The organism is Burkholderia sp. ABCPW 11 (assembly GCF_001523445.1).
In the GTDB taxonomy this organism is placed as follows: domain Bacteria; phylum Pseudomonadota; class Gammaproteobacteria; order Burkholderiales; family Burkholderiaceae; genus Burkholderia.
Genome location: NZ_LOVM01000046.1, coordinates 224,107 through 247,009 on the forward strand (window position 1 = coordinate 224,107; position 22,903 = coordinate 247,009).

Annotated in this window: 21 protein-coding genes; 11 read left to right on the plus strand and 10 right to left on the minus strand. The window is 68.6% G+C overall.

Annotated features, from left to right (window positions below):
- The first annotated feature begins 22 nt into the window (after positions 1-22).
- From WS61_RS19265 to WS61_RS19280, 4 genes are read left to right on the plus strand one after another with little or no spacing between them, the layout of a single operon-like run.
- Entirely contained in the window at positions 23-1,552 is a 1,530-nt protein-coding gene (locus tag WS61_RS19265) for a CoA-acylating methylmalonate-semialdehyde dehydrogenase (protein ID WP_059502776.1), read from the plus strand.
- An 18-nt stretch (positions 1,553-1,570) separates the two neighbouring features.
- A complete protein-coding gene (mmsB, locus tag WS61_RS19270; protein ID WP_059502778.1) occupies positions 1,571-2,473 on the plus strand; it encodes a 3-hydroxyisobutyrate dehydrogenase in 903 nt (300 codons plus the stop codon).
- A complete protein-coding gene (locus WS61_RS19275) occupies positions 2,470-3,261 on the plus strand; it encodes an enoyl-CoA hydratase (protein ID WP_059502450.1) in 792 nt (263 codons plus the stop codon). The genes mmsB and WS61_RS19275 overlap by 4 nt, the downstream gene beginning before the upstream one ends.
- On the plus strand, positions 3,258-4,397 hold the full coding sequence (locus WS61_RS19280) for an enoyl-CoA hydratase/isomerase family protein (protein ID WP_059502452.1): 1,140 nt from the start codon (positions 3,258-3,260) through the stop codon (positions 4,395-4,397). The genes WS61_RS19275 and WS61_RS19280 overlap by 4 nt, the downstream gene beginning before the upstream one ends.
- A 40-nt stretch (positions 4,398-4,437) precedes the next feature.
- Here the strand turns inward: WS61_RS19280 and WS61_RS19285 are convergent, their stop codons facing one another.
- Complete coding sequence (locus WS61_RS19285) at positions 4,438-5,358, minus strand: LysR family transcriptional regulator (RefSeq protein ID WP_059502454.1); 921 nt, start codon at positions 5,356-5,358, stop codon at positions 4,438-4,440.
- Positions 5,359-5,538: 180 nt separating this feature from the next.
- Here WS61_RS19285 and WS61_RS19290 point away from each other — a divergent pair, with 180 nt between their 5' ends.
- Positions 5,539-7,077 carry an MFS transporter gene (locus WS61_RS19290; protein ID WP_059502456.1) on the plus strand — a complete coding sequence of 513 codons (1,539 nt, stop codon included), beginning with the start codon at positions 5,539-5,541 and terminating at the stop codon, positions 7,075-7,077.
- Between the two features lie 30 nt (positions 7,078-7,107).
- On the opposite strand, the gene WS61_RS19295 is transcribed toward WS61_RS19290, so the two are convergent.
- The 6 genes from WS61_RS19295 to WS61_RS19320 all read right to left on the minus strand — a co-directional run bounded on the left by WS61_RS19295 (position 7,108) and on the right by WS61_RS19320 (position 13,429).
- Positions 7,108-8,487: an efflux transporter outer membrane subunit gene (locus WS61_RS19295; RefSeq protein ID WP_059502458.1), complete on the minus strand. Its 1,380-nt coding sequence runs from the start codon at positions 8,485-8,487 to the stop codon at positions 7,108-7,110.
- 6 nt (positions 8,488-8,493) lie between these two features.
- On the minus strand, positions 8,494-10,551 hold the full coding sequence (locus tag WS61_RS19300) for a MacB family efflux pump subunit (protein WP_059502460.1): 2,058 nt from the start codon (positions 10,549-10,551) through the stop codon (positions 8,494-8,496).
- A gap of 2 nt (positions 10,552-10,553) precedes the next feature.
- Entirely contained in the window at positions 10,554-11,744 is a 1,191-nt protein-coding gene (locus WS61_RS19305) for an efflux RND transporter periplasmic adaptor subunit (RefSeq protein ID WP_059502779.1), read from the minus strand.
- A 133-nt stretch (positions 11,745-11,877) separates the two neighbouring features.
- Positions 11,878-12,030, minus strand: coding sequence for a hypothetical protein (locus WS61_RS35255; protein WP_179949687.1), 153 nt, complete (start codon positions 12,028-12,030; stop codon positions 11,878-11,880).
- A gap of 171 nt (positions 12,031-12,201) precedes the next feature.
- Complete coding sequence (locus WS61_RS19315; protein ID WP_059502463.1) at positions 12,202-12,783, minus strand: HD domain-containing protein; 582 nt, start codon at positions 12,781-12,783, stop codon at positions 12,202-12,204.
- A 79-nt stretch (positions 12,784-12,862) separates the two neighbouring features.
- Positions 12,863-13,429 carry a helix-turn-helix transcriptional regulator gene (locus tag WS61_RS19320; protein ID WP_059502465.1) on the minus strand — a complete coding sequence of 189 codons (567 nt, stop codon included), beginning with the start codon at positions 13,427-13,429 and terminating at the stop codon, positions 12,863-12,865.
- A 246-nt stretch (positions 13,430-13,675) separates the two neighbouring features.
- Between WS61_RS19320 and WS61_RS19325 the strand changes: the two genes are divergently transcribed.
- The 3 genes from WS61_RS19325 (at position 13,676) to WS61_RS19335 (ending at position 16,604) form a co-directional block, all read left to right on the plus strand.
- Positions 13,676-15,079 (plus strand): HdeD family acid-resistance protein, encoded by a 1,404-nt coding sequence (locus tag WS61_RS19325; RefSeq protein WP_059502468.1) that lies wholly within the window; start codon positions 13,676-13,678, stop codon positions 15,077-15,079.
- Between the two features lie 94 nt (positions 15,080-15,173).
- Positions 15,174-15,746, plus strand: a complete 573-nt coding sequence (locus WS61_RS19330) for a hypothetical protein (RefSeq protein ID WP_059502470.1) — start codon at positions 15,174-15,176, stop codon at positions 15,744-15,746.
- Positions 15,747-15,872: 126 nt separating this feature from the next.
- Positions 15,873-16,604: a ribonuclease T2 gene (locus WS61_RS19335; protein ID WP_034204357.1), complete on the plus strand. Its 732-nt coding sequence runs from the start codon at positions 15,873-15,875 to the stop codon at positions 16,602-16,604.
- A gap of 135 nt (positions 16,605-16,739) precedes the next feature.
- Here the strand turns inward: WS61_RS19335 and WS61_RS19340 are convergent, their stop codons facing one another.
- Entirely contained in the window at positions 16,740-18,263 is a 1,524-nt protein-coding gene (locus WS61_RS19340) for an FAD-dependent monooxygenase (protein WP_059502472.1), read from the minus strand.
- 147 nt (positions 18,264-18,410) lie between these two features.
- Here WS61_RS19340 and WS61_RS19345 point away from each other — a divergent pair, with 147 nt between their 5' ends.
- Positions 18,411-19,088, plus strand: a complete 678-nt coding sequence (locus WS61_RS19345; RefSeq protein ID WP_059502474.1) for a TetR/AcrR family transcriptional regulator — start codon at positions 18,411-18,413, stop codon at positions 19,086-19,088.
- A 49-nt stretch (positions 19,089-19,137) separates the two neighbouring features.
- Here the strand turns inward: WS61_RS19345 and WS61_RS19350 are convergent, their stop codons facing one another.
- Positions 19,138-19,773 (minus strand): isochorismatase family cysteine hydrolase, encoded by a 636-nt coding sequence (locus tag WS61_RS19350; protein WP_059502476.1) that lies wholly within the window; start codon positions 19,771-19,773, stop codon positions 19,138-19,140.
- 76 nt (positions 19,774-19,849) lie between these two features.
- Entirely contained in the window at positions 19,850-20,764 is a 915-nt protein-coding gene (locus WS61_RS19355; protein WP_059502478.1) for a glutaminase, read from the minus strand.
- A 218-nt stretch (positions 20,765-20,982) separates the two neighbouring features.
- On the opposite strand from WS61_RS19355, the gene WS61_RS19360 reads away from it, so the two are divergent.
- Entirely contained in the window at positions 20,983-21,693 is a 711-nt protein-coding gene (locus tag WS61_RS19360) for a response regulator (RefSeq protein ID WP_034204362.1), read from the plus strand.
- A 64-nt stretch (positions 21,694-21,757) separates the two neighbouring features.
- Positions 21,758-22,888 (plus strand): ATP-binding protein, encoded by a 1,131-nt coding sequence (locus WS61_RS19365; protein WP_059502480.1) that lies wholly within the window; start codon positions 21,758-21,760, stop codon positions 22,886-22,888.
- The last annotated feature ends 15 nt before the right edge of the window (positions 22,889-22,903 follow it).

Consider the following 22,903-nt stretch of genomic DNA (forward strand, 5'->3'; position numbering starts at 1 on the left):
ACCCACTAAGGAGAAAACGCTGATGAACGCGAATCCGACGCCCCGTACGGGGCAAGACGTGCCGACGGTCAAGCTGCTGATCGACGGCGCTTTCGTCGAGTCCGCCACCGACGAGTGGCGCGACGTCGTCAACCCGGCGACGCAGCAGGTGCTCGCGCGCGTGCCGTTCGCGACCGTCGCGGAAGTCGACGCGGCCGTGCAGGCCGCGCACGCCGCCTATGCGACGTGGAAGAACACGCCGATCGCCGCGCGCATGCGCATCATGCTGAAGTTCCAGGATCTGGTGCGCGCGAACCAGCAGCGCATCGCGAAGACGCTGACGGCCGAGCAGGGCAAGACGATTCCCGACGCCGAAGGCGACATCTTCCGCGGCCTCGAAGTGGTCGAGCACGCATGCTCGATCGGCACGCTGCAACTGGGCGAATTCGCGGAGAACGTCGCGGGCGGCGTCGACACCTACACGCTGCGCCAGCCGCTCGGCGTGTGCGCGGGCATCACGCCGTTCAATTTCCCCGCGATGATCCCGCTGTGGATGTTCCCGATGGCGATCGTGTGCGGCAACACGTTCGTGCTGAAGCCGTCGGAGCAGGACCCGATGTCGACGATGGAACTCGTCGAGCTCGCGCTCGAGGCCGGCATACCGAAAGGCGTGCTGAACGTCGTGCATGGCGGCAAGGAAGTCGTCGACGCGATCTGCACGCATCCGCTCGTGAAGGCGATCTCGTTCGTGGGTTCGACGGCGGTCGGCACGCACGTGTACAACCTGGGCGGCCAGCATGGCAAGCGCGTGCAGTCGATGATGGGTGCGAAGAACCACGCGATCGTGCTGCCCGACGCGAACCGCGAGCAGGCGATCAACGCGCTCGTCGGCGCGGGCTTCGGCGCGGCCGGCCAGCGCTGCATGGCGACCTCGGTCGCGGTGCTGGTGGGCAAGGCGCGCGAGTGGCTGCCCGACATCGTCGCGAAGGCGAAGGCGCTGAAGGTCAACGCGGGAGCCGAAGCGGGCACCGACGTCGGCCCGGTCGTGTCGCGCGGCGCGAAGGCGCGGATCCTGACGCTGATCGACGCGGGCATCAAGGAAGGCGCGAAGCTCGAACTCGACGGTCGCGACGTGAAGGTGCCCGGCTACGAGGACGGCAACTTCATCGGCCCGACGATCTTCTCAGGCGTGACGACCGACATGTCGATCTACACGCATGAAATCTTCGGGCCGGTGCTGGTCGTGATGGAGGTCGACACGCTCGACGACGCGATCGCGCTCGTCAACGCGAACCCGATGGGTAATGGCGTGGGCATCTTCACGCAGAGCGGCGCGGCGGCGCGCAAGTTCCAGAGCGAGATCGACGTCGGCCAGGTCGGCATCAACATTCCGATTCCGGTGCCGGTGCCGTTCTTCAGCTTCACCGGTTCGCGCGGCTCGAAGCTGGGCGATCTCGGCCCGTACGGCAAGCAGGTCGTGCAGTTCTACACGCAGACCAAGACGGTCACCGCGCGCTGGTTCGACGACGACACGACGGCCGGCCCGGTGAATACGACGATCCGGCTGCATTGAGCGGTGGAGGAAACGAACATGAAAATCGGATTCATCGGCCTCGGCCACATGGGCGCGCCGATGGCGCTGAACCTGCTGAAAGCCGGCCATGACGTGCATGCGTTCGACCTGAGCGCCGACGCGTTGCGCGCGCTGCAGGACGCCGGCGCGCAGGCGGCCGCGTCGCCGCGCGATGCGGCGTCGGGCGCGACGTTCGTGATCACGATGCTGCCGGCCGCGCCGCACGTGCGCTCGGTGCTGTCCGGCGAGAACGGCGTGCTGGCCGGCCTCGGCGCGGGCGCGACGGTGATCGATTCGAGCACGATCGACCCGGCGAGCGCGCAGGCGTTCGGCGCGCTGGTGCGCGAGCACGGCGGCGCGTTCGTCGATGCGCCGGTGTCGGGCGGCACCGGCGGCGCGGCGGCCGGCACGCTGACCTTCATGGTCGGTGGCAGCGATGCGGATTTCGAGCGCGTGAAGCCCGTGCTCGCCGGCATGGGCAAAAACATCGTCCACTGCGGCGCGACGGGCATGGGGCAGGTCGCAAAGGTCTGCAACAACCTCGTGCTCGGCATCTCGATGGCGGCGGTGTCGGAGGCGATGTCGCTCGGCGTCGCGCTCGGCATCGACCCGAAGGTGCTGGCCGGCATCGTCAACACGTCGACGGGCCGCTGCTGGAGTTCGGACACCTACAACCCGTATCCGGGCGTGATCGAGACCGCGCCATCGTCGCGCGGCTACACGGGCGGCTTCGGCACCGACCTGATGCTGAAGGATCTCGGCCTCGCGAACGATGCGGCGAAGCAGGCGCGCCAGCCCGTCTATCTCGGCGCGCTCGCGCAGCAGTTGTACCAGACGATGAGCAGCCGCGGCGACGGCCAGCTCGATTTCTCGGCGGTGATCCGCCTGTACCAACCGGCCACGAAGAAGGACGCCTCATGATCGAACTCGACTACGTCGACGACGGCGCGATCGCGTGCGCGACGCTCAAGCGTCCGCCCGCGAACGCCTTTACCGCCGACGGGCTGCGGCAACTGCAGGCGAGCGTCGCCGAACTGAATGCGAACCCGCGCGTGCGCGCGCTGGTGATCACCGGCGACGGCCCGAAGTTCTTCAGCGCGGGCGCCGACCTCAACACGTTCGCCGACGGCGATCGTGCGGTCGCACGCGCGATGGCGTCGCGCTTCGGCGCGGCGTTCGAGGCGCTGCACGATGCGCGCGTCGTGACGATCGCGGCGATCAACGGCTATGCGATGGGCGGCGGCCTCGAATGCGCGCTCGCGTGCGACCTGCGGATCGCGGAGGCGCATGCGCAGATGGCGCTGCCCGAACCGTCGGTCGGCCTGCTGCCGTGCGGGCTCGGCACGCAGACGCTGCCCTGGCTCGTCGGCGAAGGCTGGGCGAAGAAGATCATCCTGACCGGCGCGCGCGTCGATGCGGCCACTGCGCTGCGGATCGGCCTCGTCGAGGACGTGGTGGAAAGCGGCGCCGCGCGCGATGCGGCGCTCGCGCTGGCGCGCGACGTCGTGCGGCAAAGCCCGCACGCGCTCGCCTACAGCAAGGAGCTGATCGGCCTCGCCCGTCGCGGCGTGCCGCGCGGCGCGGCGCTCGCGGTCGAGCGCGAACGCTTCGTCGACCTGTTCGACACGGCCGATCCGCGCGAAGGCGTGGCGGCGTTCCTTGGCAAGCGCGCACCGCAGTGGCGCACCGATGAGGAGTCGCAACGATGAGCACGCCGGTGACGAATCACGACGCATCCGCGGAGCATGCGCCCGAGGTGCTGTATCGCGTGGTGAACCGCGTGGCGCTGATCACGCTGAACCGGCCGGCCGCACTCAACGCGCTGTCGTACGCGATGATCGGCGAGCTGACCGCGCTGTTCGAGCGCTGCCGCCACGACGACCGGATCGTCGCGGTCGTACTGCGCGGCGCGGGCGAGAAGGGCTTCTGCGCGGGCGGCGACGTGCGTGCGCTGTACAGGATGGTCGCGCAGCGCGAGACCTGGCTGCCGTTCTTCGTCGACGAATACCGGCTCGACTACGCGATCCACACGTTCCCGAAGCCGGTGGTCGCGCTGATGGACGGCGTGACGATGGGCGGCGGCATGGGGCTCGCGCAGGGGGCGGCGCTGCGCGTCGCGACCGAGCGCAGCAAGATCGCGATGCCGGAAACGCGCATCGGCCTCGTGCCCGACGTGGGGGCGACGCATTTCCTGTCGCGCATGCCGGCCGAACTCGAACTGTACGTGGGGCTGACCGGCGCGATGCTGTCGGGCGCCGACGCACTGAGCGCGAAACTCGCGGACCTGTGCGTGCCGTCCGCGTGGCTCGACACGTTCGAGACGCGCATCGAAAGCGTGAAGTGGGACGGCGATGCGCTGCCGTTGCTGCGCAAGGTGTTCGAGCCGCCGTGCAACGTGGTGCCGCACGCGGCGCTCGATGGCCAGATGCCGTGGATCGTCCGCCACTTCGACAAGCGCTCGACCGTCGAGCGGATCGTCGCCACGCTCACGCAGGACCTGGCGCGCGACGAGCTGGCGCGCGAGCACCGTCAATGGTTGCAGGCGACGCTCGATGCGCTCGCGAGCCATTCGCCGACGATGCTCGCGGTGACGCGCGAAGCGCTGCTGCGCGGCCGGCAGATGACGCTCGCGGAATCGTTCCGGATGGAGCTCGGCATCGTGGCGCGCGCGATCGAGGAAGGCGATTTCTGCGAAGGCGTGCGCGCGCATCTCGTCGACAAGGATCGCAAGCCGCGCTGGGCCCCTGCGTCGCTCGTCGAGCTGCGCCCCGAGCGCGTGCGGCATTTCCTGACGTCGCCGTGGAAGCTGTTCGCACATCCGCTCGCCGATCTCGGCGCGGCGTGATGCGCCGACGCGCCGTGCGGCGCGTCGGCTTTCACGCGTCTCATCGCGCTTCGTCCGCTCGCTCGATCATCGGCGGAACCGCCTGCGCGAGCGCATCGATCACGCAGCGCGTCTTGCGCGGCAAGTAGCGCGTCTTCGGCCAGATCGCGTGAATGTCGCCTTCGCAGACGAAGCAGCGATCCAGCACGACCGCCATCTCCCCGCGCTTCACGTAATGGTCGAGCAGCCAGCTCGGCAGCCACGCGATCCCGAACCCCGACGCACCGGCCGCGGCGATCGCCTGCACGTCGTCGAAACTCAGTTGATGCGGCATGTCGATCCGTACCGTCGAGCCGTCCGGCGCGCGCAAGTCCCACGGCTGCACCACGCCCGAACGCGAATAGGCGATCGTCCGGTGGTGCTTCAGGTCGTCGAGCGTCTTCGGTGTCCCGTAACGCGCGAGATACGACGGCGCCGCGCCGAGGCTGCCGTATTGCGTGCCGAGCCGCCGCACCGCGAGGCTCGTGCTGTCCGCGAGCGTGCCGATCCGCACCGCGAGGTCGATCCCTTCCTCGACGAGATCGACGAAGCGGTCGGTGATCGACACGTCGATCCGCAGGTCAGGGTAATTGCGCGCGAGGTCGAGCACGATCGGCGTCACGCAGTGGTGCCCGAATGCGAGCGGCACGCTCAGCCGCAGCTTGCCGCGCGCCTCGTGGCGGCCGCAGTCGAGATCGGCTTCCGCCGCTTCGAGTTCCGCCAGCGCGCGCACGCAGCGGTCGTAGTACGCCTGGCCGTCGTCGGTCAGGCTCTGGCTGCGCGTCGTGCGTTGCAGCAGCCGTGCGCCGAGCCGCTTCTCGAGCCGCGCGATCGCCTTGCCGACCGCGGAACGCGTCATGTCGAGCCGCTGCGCGGCCAGCGCAAAGCTGCCCGATTCCACGACCTGGACGAAGGTCGTTACGCCGTCGAGTCTGTCGGTCATGGCGAGATTGCGTCGATTGAGTCCTGAGATTCCCCAGTGCATGGAAATGCGTACGCCAATGGGGAGGTGAATTCTCACTATAGTACCGATTCCCGCTCAGCGTGCGTCGCCGGCCGCACGCGGCGAATCCTACTCAACCTGGAGGCGCGCGGCCTGTCGTCGAGCCGCCGCGCAATACGCATGACGCTATCCGACTCTCGCAGGAATGCGGTCGCACTCGCGGCCGTCTGTCTCACGTCGCTGATGTTCGGCCTCGAAATCTCGAGCGTGCCGGTGATCCTGCCGACGCTCGAACACGTGCTGCATGGCGATTTCAACGGCATGCAGTGGATCATGAACGCGTACACGATCGCATGTACGACGGTGCTGATGGCGGCCGGTACGCTCGCGGACCGGTTTGGCCGCAAGCGCGTGTACGTGATCGGCACCGTGCTGTTCGGCGCGACGTCGCTGCTCTGCGGGCTCGCGCCGAACGTGCCGGTGCTCGTGGCGGGCCGGCTGCTGCAAGGCGCGAGCGGCGGCGCGATGCTGATCTGCCAGATCGCCGTGCTGTCACACCAGTTTCGCGAAGGGCGCGAGCGCGGCCGCGCATTCGGGATCTGGGGGATCGTGTTCGGCATCGGCCTCGGGTTCGGGCCGATCGTCGGCGGCGCGATCGTCGCGCTGGCGAGCTGGCCGTGGGTATTCCTCGTTCATGCGCCGCTCGCGGCCGTCGCGCTCGTGCTGATCGGCGGCGCGGTGCAGGAATCGCGCGATCCGCATGCAGGCTCGCTCGACGTCGCGGGCATCGTCACGTTGTCGCTCGCGGTGCTCGGTCTCGCGTTCTACATCACCCAAAGCGCGGAACTCGGATTGACGAGCAGAGCCGGCCTCGGCGTGCTCGGCGCGACCGTGCTCGCGCTGGTGGGCTTCGTTGCCGCGGAGCGCCGCAGCGCGCGGCCGATGTTCGACTTCTCGGTGTTCCGGATTCGCGCGTTCACCGGCGCGATCTTCGGCTCGATGGGGATGAACTTCAGCTTCTGGCCGTTCATGATCTACCTGCCGATCTGGTTCCAGGTCGCGCTCGGCTACGACAGCGTGACGGCCGGCCTCGCGTTGCTCGCGTATACGCTGCCGACGCTGATCGCGCCGCCGTTCGGCGAACGGCTCGCCCTGCGCTACGGGCCGGGTGTCGTGATTCCGGGCGGCCTGTTCACGATCGCGGCCGGTTTCGTGCTGATGCGGTTGGGCAGCGCGGCCGATCATGCGAGCTGGCTGACGATGCTGCCGGGCTGCGTGATCGCCGGCATCGGGCTCGGGCTGACCAACACGCCCGTCACCAACACGACGACGGGTGCGGTGCCGAGCGCGCGCGCCGGGATGGCGTCGGGCATCGACATGAGCGCGCGGATGATCTCGCTCGCGCTGAACATCGCGGCAATGGGCTTCGTGCTGGTGGCGGGGATCGTCGCGAGCCTGAAGCGCGGGCCGGCCGGTGCGATCGGCGACGCGGCGCTGCGCCGGCTCGCGCAGGAAATCGCGTCGGGTCGCACCGACGGGCTGCAGGCCGTCGCGCCGGCGCTCGCGCAGGCCGACCCGACCGGCGCGGCGCTGCACGCGGCGCTGGTGCATGGGTTCGGCTGGGTGATGGTGTACGGAGCGGCGGGCGTGGCCGTGCTCGCGACCGCGAGCATGGTGGCGTTCGCGCCGGCGCGGCGCGGGGCGGCCGTGTGCGAGTGACGCAGCCGGCGTGCGGCATATGGCGGCCGGTCAGGACGTCCCGCCGCCAAGTGCGCGGTAGAGCTTCATCTGGTTGTTGAGCCGGTTCAGGCGCGTCAGTTCGTCGGCGCTCTGCGCGCTCCTCAGGACCTGCTGCTGGTCGAGCCACGGCTGCACGGCGGTCGCGCCGGCCGCGAAGCGCGCGGCGGCCAGCCGCTCGGCGCGCTGCGCCTGGGCGAGCGACAGCGCGCGCTGTTCGGCCTCGCGTTCGAGCTGCACGCGTGCGGACAGCGCGTTCTCGACTTCCGCGAGCGCCGTATGGAGCCGCTGGCGGAACCCGACCACCGCTTCCTCGTACTGCGACTTCGACACCTTGATCTGCAGCTGCATCGTGTTCCACTGGATGAACGGCAGCGCGAGGCCGAGCCCGAGCGTGCCGATCGGGTTCGTCAGCACACGCTCGAGGCTCGTGCTCGTCGTGCCGGCGCTGCCGGTCAGCGTGAAAGTCGGGTAGAAGCTCGTGCGCGTCGCGTCGACCTGAGCGAGCGACTCGCGCAGCCGGAATTCCGCCGCACGCAGGTCGGGACGCCGGCCGAGCAGGCTCGCGGGCAGGCCGGCCGCTACGTCGGGCGGCGCAGCGTCGGGCAGTGCCGCCGGCTCGGCCGCGAACTGCTGCGGCGGCCGGTCGAACAGGATCGCGAGCGCGTGCCGGTTCTCGGTGCGCTGCTGGATCAGTTGCGTTTGCGCCGCGCGTTGCGCGGCGAGGCTCTGTTCGGCCTGCGCGACATCGAGCCCCGACACGGCGCCGGCCGTGTGCCGCGACCGGACGAGCGCGAGCGTGCGCACCGCATACGCGATGTTCGCTTCGCCGAGCGCGATCTGCCGGTTCAGATAGCCGATCTGCCAGTACAGCGCCGCGGTCGTGCCGATCAGCGACAGCCGCGCGGCTTCGAGATCGGCGGCCGTCGCGTCGGCTTCCCAGTGCGCGGCATCGCGCAGCGCGGCCAGCCGGCCCCACAGGTCGATTTCGTAGCTGAGCGAACCGGTGAGGCTGCTCGCTCGGCTCGTTCGGTGGGTATCGAGCGTGCGCGACACGGCGCCGTTCGCGCCCAGCGTCACGTTGGGCGTCAGGTTCGTGTCGACGAGTCCCGCCTGCAATTGCGCGCGATACACGCGGATCGCCGCGATCGCGAGATCGCCGTTGGCGCGTAGCGCGCCGTCGATCAGCGCATCGAGTTGCGGATCGCCGAAGCTGCGCCACCAGTCGCGCGCGGCGGCAGGCGCGTCGGCCGCGACCGGCGCGGCCCAGTTCGCGGGCATCGCGACGGCCGGCAGCGGATCGTGGCGCACGCCCGCGCAGCCGGCGAGCAGCGCGGCCGCGCACGCGAATGCGCCGAGGCGGTGAAGCGGGGAGGATTGCGTGATGGCCATGTTTCGTCAGTCGCGCGCGAGCGCATCGATCGGATCGAGCCGCGACGCGTTGCGCGCAGGCATGAACCCGAAAATCACACCGGTGAGCGTCGAGCACACGAACGCGGTCGCGATCGCGCCGGCCGAGAACACCATCTTCCACTGCGCGACGAACATCGAGAACAGCGCGCCGAGCCCGAACGACAGCGCGATGCCGATCGTGCCGCCGAGCAGGCACACGAGCACGGCCTCGACCAGGAACTGCTGCAGGATGTCGGACTGGCGCGCGCCGACCGCCATCCGGATGCCGATCTCGCGCGTACGCTCGGTAACCGACACCAGCATGATGTTCATCACGCCGATCCCGCCGACCACGAGCGAGATCACCGCGATCAGCGAGAGCAGCAGCGTCAGCGACTGGCCGGTCTTCTCGACGGTCTTGACCACGCTGTCCATGTTGTACGTGAAGAAGTCCTTGCGGCCGTGGCGCTGGATCATCAGTTTCTCGAGGCTTTTCTCGGCGGCGGCGCTCGGCTGCCCGTCGCGCACGCGCACGGTGATGCTGTCGAGATAGCGCTGGCCGAACAGGCGCCCGCTCGCGGTCGTGTACGGCACCCACACGTTCAGGCTCTTCACGCTGCCGAATGCGCTTTTCTTGTCGGCGGTCACGCCGATCACGACGCACGGCACGTTGTCGACGAGGATCGCTTCGCCGACCGGATTGCGCGTCGCGCCGAACAGCTTGCGGCGCGTGTTCTGGTCGATCACGACCACCTGCGCCTGGCGGCGCACCGCGTCGTCGTCGAACGCGACGCCGAGCGCGAAACGCATCCCGCGCGCCTGGAAGTAGCGGTCGCCGACGCCGCTGACGAGCGCATTCACGTTGATGTTGCGATAACGCAGCAGCAGCGTGCGCGACGTCTCGGGTGTCGCGCTGTCGACGTACGGCTGCTCCGCGAGCGCGGCGACGTCGTCGGGCACGAGCGTCTGGATCGTGTCCGCGCGGCTGTCGCCCCAGTCGGTGCCCGGATAGAGGCTGATCGTATTGGTGCCGATGCTGCCGATCTCGTCGAGCATGTAACGCTTCGCGCCTTCGCCGACCGCGACGATCGACACGACCGACGTGATGCCGATGATGATGCCGAGCATCGTCAGCAGCGTGCGCAGCCGGTGCGACACGAGCGCGATCCAGGCCATCCGGCACGCCTCGCCGAAGCGGCCGGTGCCGGCGGCGAAGCGTCGGGCGCGCGGGGCGGGAGCGGTGTCGGTGTCGGCGTCGGCGTCGGCGTCGCCGGCCGGCGGGGCATCCCCGGAAGCCGGTGCGGACCGCCCGTCGGGTGCCGTTTCGGCCGTTGCCGCTGGCCCGACGCCGGATTCCGCGAGCGCTTCCGCGTAGTGGCGGTTCGGCCGGTCGGCGACGATCTCGCCGTCGCTGATTTCGATGATGCGCCGCGCATGGCGCGCCACCGCCTTGTCGTGCGTGACGATCACGATCGTATGGCCGAGCGCGTTCAGTTCGTGCAGGATGCGGATCACGTCCTGGCCGCTTTTCGTGTCGAGCGCGCCGGTCGGTTCGTCCGCGAGGATCACCTGGCCGCCGTTCATCAGCGCGCGTGCAATGCTCACGCGCTGCTGCTGGCCGCCGGACAGTTGCCCGGGCCGGTGATGCGCGCGATCGGCGAGCCCGAGGCGCGCGAGCAACGCGCGGGCGCGGGCGTGCCGCTCGGCGCGCGGGGTGCCTGCGTAGATCGCCGGCATTTCGAGGTTCGCGACCGCGTCGACGTGCGGCAGCAGGTGATAGCGCTGGAACACGAAGCCGAAGTGCTCGCGGCGCAACTGCGCGAGCTCGTCGCTGTCGAGCATCTGCGTGTCGCGTCCGCCGACCGTGTACGTGCCTTCGCTCGGATGATCGAGGCAGCCGAGGATGTTCATCAGCGTCGACTTGCCGGACCCCGACGCGCCGACGATCGCGACGATCTCGCCCGCGTCGATCGACAGGCTGACGTTGTTCAGGACGACGACGTCCTTGTCGCCGGCCGGAAAGCGTCGCGTGACGGCGGCGAGTTTCAGCAGAGGCTGGCTCATCGTTACACCACGTCCGACAATGGCGCGCGCTCGTCCGCCGACGCTTCGCCGATCACGACGCGCTCGCCGTCCTTCAGGCCGGCCAGCACTTCGACGCGCACGTTGTTGTTGATGCCGATGCGGATGTGACGCGTTTCCGTGCTGCCGTCGGCGCGCAGCACGCGTACCGCGACGGTGCCGTCCTTGCGCTTCACGCCGAGCGCGGCGGCCGGAATGATCAGCGCGTTGCGCGCGTTGCCGAGCACGATGTTGACCTGCGCGGTCATCGCGATGCGCAGCCGGTGCTCGGGATTCGGCACGTCGAACAGTGCGTTGTAGAACACCGCGCTGTTGGGCTTCGCGCTGCCGCCTGCGCCGCCGAGCGTGCTTTGCGCGTCGGCGTAGTTCTGCGGTGCCGGTTCGATCGCGCGCAGCTTGCCGTAATGACGCTTGTCCGGTTCGCCGAGGATCGTGAAATAGGCGCTCTGGCCGGCGCTCACGCGGATCACGTCGGCTTCCGATACCTGCGCCTTCACGGTCATCGTGTCGAGATTCGCGAGCTTCAGGATCACCGGCGCCTGCTGCTGAGCGATCACGGTCTGGCCTTCCTGCGTGACGATCGCGACGACCTCGCCGTCGATCGGCGCGACGATGCGCGTGTAGCCGAGGTTGGCCTGTGCGGTCTCGATCTGGATGCGGGCCGAACGGATCTGCGCGGCGAGCGACGCGAGGGTGGCGCGCTGCACGTCGAGCGCCGCGCGCGCGGCCTCGAACGATTCGCGCGACGTCGCATCGTCGGGCAGCATCGCCTGCTGGCGGCGGAACGCGAGTTCGGCCTGTGTCAGTTGCGCGGCGGTCGATTGCTGCTGCGCGCGCAGGCTTTCTTCGCTGGCGCGCGCCTGGCGCAGCGCGTTTTCCGAGATCACGGGATCGATCTCGGCGAGCCACTGGCCCTTCGTGACCTTGTCGCCGAGCTTGACCTTCAGCGTCTTCAACTGCCCCGACACCTGCGCGCCGACGTCCACTTGCTTGAACGCCTGCAGCGCGCCGGTCGCGAGCACCGCATTCTCGAGATCGCCGCGCGTGACCGGTGCGGACAGGTACTGCGGATGCTTGTCGGGCGCGCAGGCCTTCAGCGTGACGCCGGCGGCGATCGCGACGATGGCAAGGGTGGCCAGCACGATGCGCCGGCGGCGATGGGTCTTCTGGATCATGAGAATGCAGCGAGGATGAAGCAGGCGCCGGCAATGCGTGCGGCCGAACGGAACGATCCGGTCGGTGTCGCATGCCGGACGCGTTGTCCGCGACGGGTTCCGCGTACGCATCGCGCGGGTGTGCCGAATCGAATCAGGCGCTCATGGTAAGCGAGGAATTCGCGCCAAATCGTGTGGAAATTGTGCTGAATTGTGTGGATGCCGGACCGACGCGCGGGCCGAACAGTGCAATTGTTTCGATCCGTGAAAAGGCGACGATCCGCCGCGCGACGACAATCGCCATCATCGGCCGGTCGCGTTTTTCGTCGAGCGGGGCAGCGCGTCGACTTGCTCGAGCGCCGGCCCCCATTCGTCGAGGTGCGTGACCGTGAAGCCGCTGCCGATCGGCAGGCTTACGAGCGTGCATTCGCGTTCGTACGAGCGGGGCGAGCGGGGTAGCCCGCGCGATCTCGCGAGCTCACGCGCGGTGTCCGCCCGCGTCGATCCTGCGCTGCGTATCGGCATCGACGATCTCGCGGATCGCGCTGAACAGCGGCGCGGCGTCGGTGTAGCGACGCCCGTAGCCGAGATTGAACGCATAGTCGAAATCGGGCGGATTGCTGCCCTGGTTGTGCTGCAGGATCGTTTCGAGCTTGTCGAGCGCCTTCGCCGCGCGGGCTTCCGGCGAGGCGGCTGCCTCGTATTCATCCCACAGCGCGACGATCTCGTCGCGCACCGCGCGGTCGAGCGGCGCGGTCAGCGTCAGCAGGTCGTCGCGTTCGTGCGCGCGCTTATCGGGGTATGCATCCTGCGCGATCGCGGGGATGTCGCCGTGCAGCGCCTCGCCGAGGTCGTGGACGACGCACAGTTTCAGCAGCTTCAGCGTGTCGACGGCGGGCAGTGCATCGGCGAACACGAGCGCCATCAGGCATAGCCGCCAACTGTGCTCGGCCGTGCTTTCGGGGCGGCCGGCCGACGTATGGCCGCTGCGCAGCACGTCCTTCAGGCGTTCGGCTTCGCGCAGGAAAGCAAGCCGCGCGTGGATCGTATCGGGATTCATGGTCGGCGTTCTTGCGATGAGTCGTCAAGCGTATGCCGGCCAACCGGGCTTCGTCCACGCATGAAATATGCGTGGACCGTCAGTGCACGTCGAGCGTTTCCACGAGCCGCACGGCCGAGCCGTCCGACAAGGTCATCCGTGTCCACCGGCACCGGCTGCCGCGAATCGGCACGACGCGCGACGCATTCGCGCCGGTGTCGAACTCGACGCTCGGCGGCCCTGCGCGTTCGTGCCAGCCGAGCCGGTCGAGCGCCGCTTCCATGCGGACGATCTCCGGCGTCGCGTAGCGCCACAGCGACGTGCCGAGCAGCGTCGAAAGCGGCCGCGAGAACTCGGCCGCGCGCGCCGGCGAGCTGGCAAGCAGACGGTGCGTGAGATCGCAAACGAGATGCATGCGGCCCGCACTGCCGGCGATCAGCCGCGCGAGTGCGTGGTCGCCCGCGGAATCGAGGCGCGCGGCGAGCAGCCGTTCGGCCGTCGCGCGTTCGTCGGGCGACATCTGCTGGAGGCCGGCCTCCCAGCGCGAGATCGTCGATTGCGCGACGCCGAACAGCTCGGCCGCATGGCTTTGCTTCACGCGGTGCAGCGCGCGCCAGCGCTTGAGTTGCGGGCCGAGCGAGGACGGATGAAGCGGTGAGGCATTCATGACGATGCTCCTGTGGCAGCGTTGCCGTGCGCGCCCCGTCGGAATTGTTTTCGCGAGGCTTTCAACCGGTCTCACCATATCTTATTATTCGGCCAGAGCGGTGCGTGCCGGCCGCCATCGATCATGTGAGCGACATGACGCGCTGGCAACGATGACCGCCTTCCGGCCGGCGCGTCGCCCGACGCGCGGTCGCAACGACAGGGAGCGCAAGGCCGCGCGTTTCCCGAAAAAAGATACGAGGGCGCAATGGTACGACTGGTGTTGCTGCTGCTGGGCATCGAATATCTGCGAACCCGCTGGCGCGGGTTGACCGTGCTCGGCTGGCTGTGGGTCGTCGCGGGCGTCGGCATTTTCGTCGATGCGCTCGACGGCGCGCTGCATTTTCCGATCGAACTGTTCGCATGGCTGTTCCTGATCGAGGGGCTCGCGACGCTCGCGGTGGCTGGCAGCGGGGTCGGCGGGCAGCGCATCCTGCGCTACGTGAAGGGCATCGCGGTCGTGGTGGCTGCGGGGCTCGTGTTTGCCGGCCATCATCACGGCCACTTCCTGCTGTCGATGATCTTCGGCACGCTGTTTCTCGTCGACGGGCTGTTGCAATGCACGTCCGCATGGATGGTGCGCTATCGCCGCTGGCACGTCGCGTTCGCGTGGGGCGTCGTCGAGATCCTGCTGGCGATCTTCTTCTTTCAGCCGTACCCGACGCACTACGTGGGCACCGTGCCGTACTGCCTCGGCCTGTTGCTGACGTTCGGCGGGATGCACATGCTGAGCCTTGCCGCACGCGTGCGGCGGCTGACACGCAACCCGGCGTTCGCGACGTCGCCCGCGCCGGCGCTGGCGCCGGATCTCGACGATGCGCCGAACCTGCCGCAGTTCGCGCAATCCGAATGGGACGGCCCGCCGGCCGACGGCGAGCGGGCGCTCACCGTGCACGTGTGGACGCCGACCGGCACGTCGAAGGCCGAAGCGCAGCGTTATCCGGTGATCGACCGCTACATCGCGGCGGTGGACGTCAACGGCGTGATCTCGACCGGCCATGCGGCGCTGGAGTCGCCGGAGGGTATCTACATCAGCCTGTATCCGGGCGTCGAAATCGATCGTTCTCCGGACGAATTCACGCGCATCCTGCGTGCGACGCGCGAGAACGACGTGCCGGGCCTGTTCCAGCCCGACTATGCGACCGAGTCGAAAGCGTGGTGTCCGTCGACGGTGCGCGTGCGCATCCGCAACTACGATCCGGCCAAGCTCGATGCGTTCTGGTCGTCGTACCGGCAGAACACGACGTACAACCTCACGCACCGCAACTGCTCGAGCTCCGTGTCGAATGCGCTCGAAGCCGCGCTCGACGGCGCGGTGTGGCGGCTGAAGGGCGCGCGGGCCGGGTGGGGCGCGTTCGTGCGGCTGCTGCTCACGCCCGAGCTGTGGGTGGCCGCGCAGATCCGCAAGCGTGCGGTGACGATGGCGTGGACGCCCGGGCTCACGCTCGACTATGCGCGCGCGCTCAGCATGCTCGCCGATCCGCGTCCGTTCGCGTGGTGGAAGGTTGCGCGCTCGGCCGTGAGCGCGATCATGGCGTCGCGCCGCGCGTGGCGCGAGCAGGACAGCGCGGCGCTGTCGCCCGGCGGGTCGGAGGCGGCGTCGATGAAGTGAACGCGTGGCGCCGGACGCGGGCCCGACGTCACGAGGGGCGCCTTCGCGCGGCGCCGCGATATTGCCTGCCATCAGCCCCCCACGGACGACGACGATGAATAACACGAGAGCGTTCCGCATCCTGATTCCGGCCGCGCTGACGCTGGCGAGCGCCGGCCTCGCGCAGGCGGACACGGACGAAGTGCCGCGCATGAGCAACGACGTTTACCGGATGTCGGTGTCGTTCTGCTCGAACGTCGCGGCCGCCGAGAAGGTCGCGTGCCAGGGCGACATGATCGCCGCGGGCAGCCGGATCGTCGCGGCGCTGGGCGGCCTGCCGCCGGCGTCCGCCACGGCGATCGACGAAGGCGCGCGCAACAAGCTGCCGCCGGCGGAGCGTAACGGGCTCGCGCCCGTCGAGCCGGCCGCGATCGACAAGGACGACGTTCTGGCCGGCCTCGCCGGCATGGTGCGCCTCTGCGACGTGTACGAGCCCGAACCGGCGTCGCGTGCGCGGCACCACGCGGCGCTGCAGCAGAAGGCGCCCGATGTCGCTCCCCGTGTCGAGGCGTTGCTGGCCGATGCGTCGACGGCGGCGCGCCGGCGCGTCAGCATCGGCGTGTGGCAGATTCTCGCGCTCGAGGGCCCCGAAGCGTCGGCGCGCGCGTGCACGCAGCTCGGCACCTGAGCGATCGCGCATTCTTTCGTCCACCTTCACATTCGTGCCATGTTGCGTCAGCAACAATCGCGGGCAGACATTCGACAACCTTGCGGCGCATCCCGCGACCGCAAGCCCTTTCCGAGGAAACACGCCATGCTCAAGACGCTCGCCCGCGCCGCTGCCGCACTCGCCGTCGCTTCCGTTTCACTGCACGCCGCCGCGCAGACCAGCTACGACTACCTGTTGCTCGCCGCATCGTGGGAGCCGGGCTTCTGCGCGTCGCACGACACGCCGGAATGCACGAACCTCGCCGGCTCGTATGCGGCGACGAGCCTGTCGCTGCACGGGCTGTGGCCGAACCGCTACGACGGCAATCAGCCGTTCTATTGCGGCGTGCCGCAGAGCGACATCGACCTCGACAACGCTCACCAGTGGTGCAGCATGGACGCATACCCGATCAGCAGCGCGACCCGCAACACGCTGTCGACGTACATGCCGGGCGTCGCATCGTGTCTCGACAAGCACGAGTGGTTCAAGCATGGCACGTGTTCGAATTCGGCGACGCCCGATGCTTACTGGAATCAGGCGTCGGGCATGATCAGCCGGTTGGGCAACACGTCGTTCAACGCGTTCCTGCAAGCGAACGCGGGCAAGACGGTCACGCGTAACCAGTTGCTGTCGGCATTCGAAGGCGCGTTCGGCAGCAACACGCGCAGCGCGGTGTCGCTGAAGTGCACGAAGACGAACGGCGTGAGCTACTTCACCGAAGCGTGGATCGCGGTGAAGACGAATGCGACCGCGCAGTTTCCGAGCGCGGCGTCGCTCGTGACGGACGGCAATACGCAGGGCACGTGCCCGACGTCGGGTGTGTTCATCGCGAAGTGACGGGGCGCGGCTGACGTGCGCGATATCGCGCACGTCGCGAACGGTCAGGGTTGCGGCATGACGGGTGGCATGGGCATTCCAGCATGTCGGGCGTGCCGTTGACGGAGCGCATGCGGGTTTGTCCGTCGGCTGCGCTCAACGCGTCGCGGACGGCACGCCGAACCACCGCATGGCCGCATGCGCGACTGCGTCCACGTCCGCATCGTCATTGCAGGCCCATGCGATGAAGCCGTCGGGGCGCACCAGCACCGCGCGCAATCCGAGCCGGTCCTTCGCGTCGCTCGCGAGATACGCGATCCGGTCGTGCCAACGGCTTGCCAGTGCCCGAAGCGACGGGTTCGCATCGAAGTCCAGCAGCATGCCCTTGCCGTGCCTGACGTGTTCGCCGAGCCGCGTGCCGTCGGCCAGTTCGAAGTCGGGAACGCCGTGGCCCACGAGTGGATGGCCGCCGCCGAGATCGTACGCGAGCGACACGCCCCACAGGCGCTCGGCGAAGTACGTCGCGCCGTCGCGCGTGTCGACGAGATCGCGAATGATCGCGGCGAGCGCGCGCGAACTCGGAGACGGTCGCATCAGCGCGACCTGCGCACGCGACCAGTCGAGCACGCGTGCGCCCACCGGATGCCGTTCGTTCGTATAGCTGTCGAGCAGCCCGTCCGGCGCGTCGCCGCGGATCGTCGCGGCCAGCTTCCAGCCGAGATTCATCGCATCGCCGAGCCCGAGATTGAGCCCCTGGCCGCCGAGCGGCGAATGGATGTGCGCGGCATCGCCCGCGAGCAGCACGTGGCCGTTGCGGTACGTCGATGCCTGGTACGCGCGATCGGTCCACGTGGCGGCGAGCCGAAGCGCGGTCAACGTGACGCCGGTGCCGGACACGCGGCGCAGCACGGCCTGCGCATGCTCGAGCGTCACCGGCCCGCCCCGGTGGAATGCGCCGCCGTCGAATTCGACCAGCGCGACGGTTCTGGGCGGCGTGTAGGTGTACATCCCGGCCGCCGTGTGGTGACGGCCCGGCAGCAGCGCGCCCGGATCGGCGAACTCGGCTTCGATCGAGTAGCCGGTGAACTCGGCGTTGGTGCCGGCGAACGCGAAGCCGCCGGCCTTGCGGACCGCGCTGCGCCCGCCGTCGCAGCCGACGAGCCAGCGTGCGTGGAATGTTTCGCCGCCGGCGTGCAGCGTGACACCATCGTCCGACTGATCGAAGCCTTCGACGGCGACGCCGCGCCGGATCTCGACGCCCGTTGCGCGCGCGCGGGCGCTCAGCACGGATTCGACCCGCGCCATGTCCGTCGCCATGTGCGTGCTGGCCGGGCCGGGCAGGTGATATGGCCACTGCGACGTATCGACGTCGTCGTGGAAGAACTGGATGCCGGCGAAATGGCCGGCCGGCCGACGCGATTGCTGCATCCAATGCGCGGTGTCCTTTGCACGGGACGGTAGCGCGATGCCGTCGAGCAAGCCGCGACGATAGAACGCGTCGATGGTCGGCGCGGACAGGCCGCGCATGCCGAACGGGAGATGCTTCAGCGGGGATTCCGGATCGTCCGCCTGTTCGACCACCAGCACGGAGGCGCCGGCGAGGCGTAATTCGCACGCGAGAAACAGGCCGACAGGGCCGGCTCCGGCGATCGCGACATCATGGGTCACGGGCTCGTTCATCGGTGGCTCGGTTTCGGGCCAAGGCGGCCCCGGTGTGATCGAGAGGGCGGTACGCACCGGCATTGCGCTCGCTTCGGGAAAGTAATGGAATGTCGTTCCATTGGCGAGATATTGGAACGATGTTCCAGATGTGTCAAGCTAGCACCCATGAAAACCAGCAACCGGACCGAGCGGCGCGCGGACGCGCTGTCGAAAGAGCGGATCGTCGAGGCCGCGATCGGGATACTCGACCATTCAGGCGAGGGCGCGCTGACGTTTCGCACGCTCGCCGCGCACCTGGCGACCGGAAGCGGCGCGATCTACTGGCATGTCGCCGACAAGCAGGACCTGCTCGCGGCGGCTGCGGATCAAGTGATCGAGGCTGCGCTGACGGACGTGCCGACGGAGCGCGACGGCGATGCGGCGGAAGCGATCCGGCGCGTCGCGCTGCGCCTGTTCGACGCGTTCGGCGCGCATCCGTGGGTGGGGGCGCAGTTGTTCCGGGAGCCGTGGCAGGACGCGGTGCCGAGGATCCTGGAGCGCATCGGCGGGCAGCTTCAGGCGCTGGGTGTGCCCGAGTCCGCGCAATTCAATGCGGCGTCGGCGCTGATGCATTACATCTTCGGGCTGGCCGGCCAATACGCGGCCGGTGCGCGGCTGCATCCGCGCGAGGCGGGGCAGCACGAGATCGTCGCGGCCGTGGCCGAGCGGTGGGCGCAGCTCGAACCGGCGCAGTATCCGTTCGTGCGGAAGGTGGCCGAACAACTGGCCGCGCACGACGAGCGCGCGCAGTTCCTGGCCGGCATCGATCTCATTCTGGCGGGCATCGGCGTGGCGGCTCGGTAAGCCCGCCATCGGATGCATGATTTCGAACGGCGGTGCGACGAGTCCGTCGTCACGCCAGCAGCCGCAGCGCATCCGCGAGCGACAACACCGTCGTGCGCGATTCGAACGCGGTGGCGAACAGATGCTCGTGGACGATCGGGTCCGGGTCGTAGCAGCAATCCTTGACCGTGTAGAGGCCGAAATCGGCGTCGCTCGCGTGGGCGATCGACGACAGCATCACGCCGGTCGACGCGATGCCGACCATGATCAGCGAATCGACGCCCTGCGCGACGAGCCGCGCCTGCAGATCGGTGCCGAAGAATACGCTCGCGCGGTGGGCGACGATCAGCGGTTCGTCGGGCTGCCTGGCCAGTTCGGGACACGGGGCGTCGTCGATGAAGAGGCCGAGCTGCTTGATGCCCTGGCCATTCTTGTTGCGCGGGCTGACTTCCGGATAGCCGGGGCTAAAGCGCAGATTCGCGAACCAGACGCCGATGCCGGCGGCTCGCGCCGCGTCGCAGAGACGGCGCGTGTTGGCGAGCAGCTCGGGCGCGACCGACGGGAAGAGCCCGAGAATATCGGTCTGGTAATGCATGACGAGCAGCGCGGTTTTTGATGGCACGATGGGCGGGATCGGCGAGGAGGAACGGCTGCCGGCGTGCGCGCGGGCGGAGGTTGCAATTTCTGATGCGTTGTCCGGATTCATGCGTGGTGTTCTCCAGTAATCGCTTCGGAATGTCGGAAAATCGGTGGTGCCGACGATGCAGCCCGGCATCGCCCCTTCAAAAAATCGACCGCCCCGTATAAGTCGTCAACCACTCCAGCGCCAGCGTGCCGGCCAACGAATTCCCGTTCGCATCCAGCCCCGGCGCCCACACGCACACCGCCATCTCCCCGGGCAGCACCGCGACGATCCCGCCGCCGACGCCGCTCTTCGCCGGCAGCCCGACCCGGTACACGAAATCGCCGGCCGCATCGTATGTCCCGCAGGTCAGCATCAGCGCCGACAGCCGCTTCGCGGAACTCGAATCGACGATCCGCTCGCCGGTCGCCGGCGCGACGCCGCCGTTCGCCAGAAACAGCGCGGCGCTGGCGAGCTCGACGCAGTTCATCGTGATCGCGCACTGCCGGCAATACGCGTCGATCACCGTGTCGGGCGGCATCTGCATGTTGCCGAAGCTTGCCATGAAGTGCGCCATCGCGCGGTTACGCTCCGCGTGCTGCAACTCCGATGTTGCGACGCGCGAGTCGTAGTCGATGTCGTTCGCGCCGATCAGCCGCCGCACGAATTCGACGAGCGCCGTCTCGGCCTTCACGAAGCGGCGGCACAGCACGTCGGTGACGACCAGTGCGCCCGCGTTGATGAACGGATTGCGCGGCTTGCCGCGCTCGCTTTCGAGCTGGACCAGCGAATTGAACGCGGTGCCGGACGGCTCGCGGCCGACCCGTTCCCACAGCGCGTCGCCCAGCAACTGGAATGCGAGCGTGCACGCGAACAGCTTCGAGATGCTCTGGATCGAGAAGCGCTCGTGCGCATCGCCGACGGTGTAAACGTTTCCGTCGAGCGTCACGACGGCCATCCCGAACTTGTCGGCGGGCACTTTCGCGAGTTCGGGAATGTAGTCGGCCACCCGTCCCTGGCCAATCCAGGGGGCGAGTTCGGTGTGGATGCGTTCGAGGATCGTCGGGTAATTCATCGCGTCAGGCAGGGTAGAGGCAGGCCGGATTCCGGCGAGCCCGTATGGAACCGTCCCGGCGCCGATTCGTCAAGCGCGGCCGAAATCGCGCCCTTATTTTCAAGACCGGCAAACAGGCGAGCGGCGGGCGCAGTATCATGCGGTACGTTTCGGCCGATGGCCGGCGTCCGGCACCGGCCGGCGCCGCCGCGGCTTCTCCGATGATCCGACCGCTGCCCATGTCTTTTCGCATTCTGCTCGTCGAAGACGACACCCGCTTGTCCACGCTGATCGCCGGCTACCTGCGCAAGAACGACTATGAAGTCGACACCGTGCTGCATGGTGACGCCGCGGTGCCGGCGATTCTGTCCATTCGTCCCGATCTCGTCATCCTCGACGTGAACCTGCCGGGCAAGGACGGCTTCGAGATCTGCCGCGAAGCGCGCAAGCAGTACGACGGCGTGATCATCATGGTGACGGCGCGCGACGAGCCGTTCGACGAGCTCCTCGGCCTCGAATTCGGCGCGGACGACTACGTGCACAAGCCGGTCGAGCCGCGCATCCTGCTCGCGCGGATCAAAGCGCAACTGCGCCGCGCGCCCGTGCGCGCGGCCGAGAGCGCCGCGCCGCAGCCGGAGCGCTACGCGTTCGGCAAGTTCTCGATCGACCGCACCGACCGCACCGTCGTGCTGCCCGACGGCAGCACACCCGACCTGACGTCGGCCGAATTCGACCTGCTGTGGGCGCTCGTGTGTCATGCGGGCGAAGTCGTCAGCCGTGACGATCTGATGCTGCAGCTGCGCGGCGTCGAATTCGACGGTCTCGATCGCACGATCGACGGGCGTATCTCGAAGCTGCGCCGCAAGCTGCGCGACGACGCGAGCAACCCGCAGCGGATCAAGACGATCCGCAGCAAGGGTTATCAATTCAGCAAGCACGCGTGGGAATGACGCCGCCGTCGCGCGACGCCGTCACGTTCCGCGCGGGCATTCCGCCCGCGGGCCGGGAGCCGCGATGATCCGACGAACCCGTTCGCACCCCGATGCGCCGCCGCTGCCGCCGCTGCGCTACGTCAAATGGCGCTGGCTGCATTTCCGACGCGCGTGGACCGACACGCGCGCCGATCGCATTCCGAGCTGGTCGCGCCTGTATGTGCGCACCTACGTGCATCTGCTCGGCCTCGTCTTGCTGACCGCGCTGGTGCCCGCGCTCGCGCTGTCCGTCGAATTGTCGCCGCAGGTCGTGTGGCATGCGTTCGACTCGCTGCCGGGCGACATCTGGATCGTGCTGGCGTTCGTGTTCACGGCGCCCGCGCTCGCCGCGTACCGGTGGATGCGGCCGGTGTGGTCGGATCTGGTGATGGTGCGCGAGCGCGCGATCGATTTCACCGGCGGCCGCTTCAACACGCGCGCGCGCGAATCGCACAGCGTGATCATCGGCCCGCTCGCGCGCACGCTGAATGCGCTCGCGATGCGCATGGAGCGGCTGATCGCCGCGCAGCGCGATCTGACGAACGGGATCTCGCATGAACTGCGCACGCCGCTCGCGCGCGTGCGCTTCGCGCTCGAAATGCTGCGCGAACCGGGTTCGGCGGCCGAATACCAGGGCGCGCTCGAGAGCATCGCGCAGGACGTGACCGAGCTCGAGGAGCTGATCGACATGAGCCTCACGTATGCCCGGCTCGAATACAGCTCGCTGCAGTCGAACCTCGAGATGACCGCGCCGGTCGCGTGGTTCGAGCACCAGGTGAACGACGCGCAACTGCTGTATCCGGACCGCACGATCGAGTCGCGCATCGCGATCGGGCCGGATCTGCGCGTGAAGATGGATCGGCGGCTGATGTCGTATGCGATGCGCAACTTGTTGCGCAACGCGAGCAAGTACGCGAAATCGCGGATCGTCGTCGGGATTTCGCTCTTGCACGGCAACATCGGGATCTTCGTCGAGGACGACGGTCCCGGTGTGCCCGAGAACGAGCGCGAACGGATCTTCGACGCGTTCGTGCGCCTCGACCGTCGCACCGGCGGCTACGGGCTCGGCCTGTCGATCACGCGGCAGGTGCTCCACGCGCACAACGGCCGGATCGCTGTCGTCGATCCGGTCGAGCTCGGCGGCGCGCGGTTCGAGATCAGCTGGCCGGTCTAGCGCCACGCTGCGCGC

Coding starts and splice junctions, on each gene's coding strand:
- WS61_RS19335 (WP_034204357.1), top strand. CDS start 15,873: ATGCTCAAGACGCTCGCCCGCGCCGCTGCCGCACTCGCCGTCGCTTCC.
- mmsB (WP_059502778.1), top strand. CDS start 1,571: ATGAAAATCGGATTCATCGGCCTCGGCCACATGGGCGCGCCGATGGCG.
- WS61_RS19305 (WP_059502779.1), bottom strand. CDS start 11,744: ATGATCCAGAAGACCCATCGCCGCCGGCGCATCGTGCTGGCCACCCTT.
- WS61_RS19365 (WP_059502480.1), top strand. CDS start 21,758: ATGATCCGACGAACCCGTTCGCACCCCGATGCGCCGCCGCTGCCGCCG.
- WS61_RS19340 (WP_059502472.1), bottom strand. CDS start 18,263: ATGAACGAGCCCGTGACCCATGATGTCGCGATCGCCGGAGCCGGCCCT.
- WS61_RS19320 (WP_059502465.1), bottom strand. CDS start 13,429: ATGAATGCCTCACCGCTTCATCCGTCCTCGCTCGGCCCGCAACTCAAG.
- WS61_RS19325 (WP_059502468.1), top strand. CDS start 13,676: ATGGTACGACTGGTGTTGCTGCTGCTGGGCATCGAATATCTGCGAACC.
- WS61_RS19285 (WP_059502454.1), bottom strand. CDS start 5,358: ATGACCGACAGACTCGACGGCGTAACGACCTTCGTCCAGGTCGTGGAA.
- WS61_RS19315 (WP_059502463.1), bottom strand. CDS start 12,783: ATGAATCCCGATACGATCCACGCGCGGCTTGCTTTCCTGCGCGAAGCC.
- WS61_RS19275 (WP_059502450.1), top strand. CDS start 2,470: ATGATCGAACTCGACTACGTCGACGACGGCGCGATCGCGTGCGCGACG.
- WS61_RS19355 (WP_059502478.1), bottom strand. CDS start 20,764: ATGAATTACCCGACGATCCTCGAACGCATCCACACCGAACTCGCCCCC.
- WS61_RS19300 (WP_059502460.1), bottom strand. CDS start 10,551: ATGAGCCAGCCTCTGCTGAAACTCGCCGCCGTCACGCGACGCTTTCCG.
- WS61_RS19265 (WP_059502776.1), top strand. CDS start 23: ATGAACGCGAATCCGACGCCCCGTACGGGGCAAGACGTGCCGACGGTC.
- WS61_RS19330 (WP_059502470.1), top strand. CDS start 15,174: ATGAATAACACGAGAGCGTTCCGCATCCTGATTCCGGCCGCGCTGACG.
- WS61_RS19295 (WP_059502458.1), bottom strand. CDS start 8,487: ATGGCCATCACGCAATCCTCCCCGCTTCACCGCCTCGGCGCATTCGCG.
- WS61_RS19290 (WP_059502456.1), top strand. CDS start 5,539: ATGACGCTATCCGACTCTCGCAGGAATGCGGTCGCACTCGCGGCCGTC.
- WS61_RS19360 (WP_034204362.1), top strand. CDS start 20,983: ATGTCTTTTCGCATTCTGCTCGTCGAAGACGACACCCGCTTGTCCACG.
- WS61_RS19345 (WP_059502474.1), top strand. CDS start 18,411: ATGAAAACCAGCAACCGGACCGAGCGGCGCGCGGACGCGCTGTCGAAA.
- WS61_RS19280 (WP_059502452.1), top strand. CDS start 3,258: ATGAGCACGCCGGTGACGAATCACGACGCATCCGCGGAGCATGCGCCC.
- WS61_RS19350 (WP_059502476.1), bottom strand. CDS start 19,773: ATGAATCCGGACAACGCATCAGAAATTGCAACCTCCGCCCGCGCGCAC.
- WS61_RS35255 (WP_179949687.1), bottom strand. CDS start 12,030: ATGATGGCGATTGTCGTCGCGCGGCGGATCGTCGCCTTTTCACGGATC.